The sequence below is a fragment of the Chitinophaga sp. genome (genome assembly GCF_036569185.1).
Lineage (GTDB): Bacteria > Bacteroidota > Bacteroidia > Chitinophagales > Chitinophagaceae > Chitinophaga.
Window position 1 is genome coordinate 1 of record NZ_DATCRD010000336.1, and the last position, 3,298, is coordinate 3,298.

The 3,298-nt window shown below is 43.0% G+C and carries 4 protein-coding genes and 1 tRNA gene; all 5 read left to right on the forward strand.

Features of this window, described 5'->3' with window-relative positions:
• The first annotated feature begins 5 nt into the window (after positions 1-5).
• Positions 6-176, forward strand: coding sequence for a TatD family hydrolase (locus VIM72_RS25650; RefSeq protein WP_332005678.1), 171 nt, complete (start codon positions 6-8; stop codon positions 174-176).
• A gap of 41 nt (positions 177-217) precedes the next feature.
• Positions 218-1,255 carry a type I asparaginase gene (locus VIM72_RS25655; RefSeq protein ID WP_332005675.1) on the forward strand — a complete coding sequence of 346 codons (1,038 nt, stop codon included), beginning with the start codon at positions 218-220 and terminating at the stop codon, positions 1,253-1,255.
• A gap of 145 nt (positions 1,256-1,400) precedes the next feature.
• A complete protein-coding gene (aqpZ, locus tag VIM72_RS25660; protein WP_332005676.1) occupies positions 1,401-2,093 on the forward strand; it encodes an aquaporin Z in 693 nt (230 codons plus the stop codon).
• A 91-nt stretch (positions 2,094-2,184) separates the two neighbouring features.
• Positions 2,185-2,271: transfer RNA gene (locus VIM72_RS25665), tRNA-Ser, on the forward strand.
• A gap of 245 nt (positions 2,272-2,516) precedes the next feature.
• Positions 2,517-3,298, forward strand: a 782-nt coding sequence (locus VIM72_RS25670; RefSeq protein WP_332005677.1) for a site-specific integrase, incomplete at its 3' end; no start/stop codon positions are given.

Consider the following 3,298-nt stretch of genomic DNA (forward strand, 5'->3'; position numbering starts at 1 on the left):
TTGTAATGGAAACAGATGCACCTTACCTGGCCCCGGTTCCTTATCGCGGAAAACGTAATGAAAGCGCTTACCTCCCGCTGGCAGGAGAAAAGGTGGCAGATATAAAAAATCTAAAAATAGCAGACGTTGCAGCTATAACAAGCAGTAATGCCCGGAAATTATTCAAAATGCTCTAACTGTTTAGTGAATACCTTTGCAGGCAATGGCTACTAGCACAATGAGTAAAATTCTGATAATTTACACGGGCGGTACTGTAGGTATGATCTATGACGATAAAACCAAAGCACTGCGCCCGATCGGCTTCAACGAAATAAGGAATAATTTACCGGAACTATACCGGATGGGCATCGATTTTTATGTATACGCATTTAATCCGCCTATAGATTCGTCAGACATGCAGCCAGAAATATGGGTGGAACTGGCCAGTATTATAGAAGACAGGTACGACCGCTACGATGGCTTTGTTATCCTCCATGGATCCGACACAATGGCTTTCACCGCCTCCGCCCTGAGCTTTATGCTGGAAAATCTTTCCAAACCCGTTATCCTGACCGGCTCCCAGCTTCCTATCGGGAAAATACGTACCGACGCCAAAGAGAATATTATTACGGCAATGGAAATAGCCTGCAGCAGGCATAACGGCACTACGGTGTCTATGGTACCGGAAGTATGTATTTACTTCGACTTTTCCCTGTTCAGAGGTAACCGTTCAAAAAAATATAATGCAGAAAAGTTCGAAGCCTTCTACACCATGAACTACCCTCAACTTGCAGAAGCAGGCATTGATATCAAGTTCAAACACCAGTTTATTTTACCTCCACCTACGCAACCGTTAAAGGTGCATAAAGAACTGGAAACAAATATTACCGTTCTGAAATTATTTCCCGGTATTACCAGGAGGGCTGTGGAAGCTACACTAAGCGTATCCGGCTTAAAGGGTGTAATCATGGAAACCTTTGGCAGTGGCAATACCAACACACAACCCTGGTTTATTGAGAGCATTAAAAAGGTGATCGACAATGGCGCTATTGTAGTGGATATCACCCAATGTGACGGTGGATCTGTGGAGCTGGGGAAATATGAAACGAGCCAACACCTGGTGGAAATTGGGGTAGTGAGTGGCCATGATATGACCTTTGAAGCGGCAGTGACCAAACTGATGTTTGTATTGGGCCAGGGGCTTTCTGTCGGTGATGCCAAAAAAATGCTGGAAACATCACTCCGTGGCGAACTTACGCCGATTGAAGTATATTAAATATTTTATTCACAAAAGCATATAGAAGAGGGATGTACATTCAATTATACATCCCTCTTTTTTTTATTTTGAATATTTAAAGTAAATTTAAATATCACCAAACGCTTATTCCCCAATTTCTATTCACCACAAAATTCATTATTCTATGGGAGTTTCCTTATCACAAAAATGCATTGCTGAATTCTTTGGCACTTTTGTCCTGGTATTTATGGGTTGTGGAAGCGCCGTTCTGGCGGGCGCGCACGTAGGGTTTCTTGGTATCGCTTTTTCATTTGGTTTATCGGTAGTTACAATGGCCTACGCGATAGGTCATATTTCCGGATGTCATCTGAATCCGGCCATCACTATTTCCCTGTGGTCTACAGGCAAAATATCCGGTAAAGATGCAGGCGGATATATTGTTGCACAGATCATTGGAGGTATTGTAGCTGCAGCACTTCTGTATTTTGTTGCACAGGGAAAAGCAGATTACAGCATTGCAGCTAACGGTCTTGGCGCCAATGGGGTGGGAGATGGTTCACCGGATCACTATTCCCTCATCAGCGGCCTGGTGGCAGAAATCATCCTGACCGCCATTTTCCTTGTAGTGGTACATGGCAGTACCAGTAAAAACAACGGCAACACAGCGTTTGCCGGGCTGGCCATTGGTCTTTGCCTTACCATGATCCATATTGTAGGCATCCCGGTTACAGGGGTTTCTGTAAACCCTGCCAGGAGCATCGGACCGGCCCTGTTTGTAGGCGGCGATGCTATGGCCCACCTCTGGGTGTTTATTGTAGGACCCATTGTGGGCGGCCTTTTGGGCGGAGGCATATGGAAGCTCTACGATAAGAATTAAACTTTTTTTTGAAATATAAACTAAAGGATTATCTTTGCAACCCTGAATTGGAAAATCAACCCTTCCGTTTTGTTCAGGAAAAGATAATCACGGAGAAGTGCAGGAGTGGTTGAACTGGCACGCCTGGAAAGTGTGTATAGGTGAAAGCCTATCAAGGGTTCGAATCCCTTCTTCTCCGCAAGCTTTAAAGCTCTGGTAACGCAGGTTATCGGGGCTTTTTTGTTTTAGCGCTGCAGTAAAGCGTTTGCTGAAAACGCTCTGAGAGCAACACGTAAAATGTAATCGTTGTTTTATCATCATCCAGCTAACATACAAGCTCTCAGTAGCTTTTTTTGCAGCTATCAGTTGGAGGTAATGAGAATCAAACACTTACACAAGTAGTATGTACACACTTTTGTCTGGAAGCCATGCAAATCAAACAGTATGGAAAACAGCAGAATTTATTTATCATTCTTCCTGTATAAATCACGGAAGAACAAAAATGGAACACCTGTCTACCTGAAAATAACACTTCCCAACGAAACAGGACAGCTTCACACAGGTATTACCGTAGATGAAAAACACTGGAATCAGCAAAAACACCATCTCAGAGAGAACAGACCAGAACATAAAGAACTGAACAAACAGCTATCACTGTTTAAAAGTAATGTGCTGGCTACTTTCAACGATTGTTTGGAAAAAGATATACCAGCCTCCATCGATATAATTAAACAACGTATAAATGGGGATAATAATGGGGACGTACGTACACTGCTGGAAGCATTCAGGTTGCATAACAACCAGCTAAGGCAAAAACTGGGGGTAGAAAGCACGAAAGCCACAGTAACAAAGTATGAAAGCCTGCTCAAGAAAGTAACCCGGTACATCGAATACCAGTATAAACGGAAAGATGTATTTCTGAAAGAACTGGATCATCGTTTCGTGGTGAACTTTGAAATCTTCCTGAAAACTGTTGATCTGATCAGCCACAACCCTGCAATTAAATACATACAGTTTTTAAAGAAGATCACTAACATGTCAGTAGCTCATGGCTGGTTGGATAAAAATCCGTTCCTGAATTTTAAATGCTCCCTGAAAGATATAGACCGCGGCTTCCTTAATGATGACGAATTATCTAAGCTGCAAAGAAAGGAAATACCCAACAGGCGCTTATCTGCCGTTCGTGATATATTCCTGTTCGCCTGCTATACAGGGTTGGCATACAC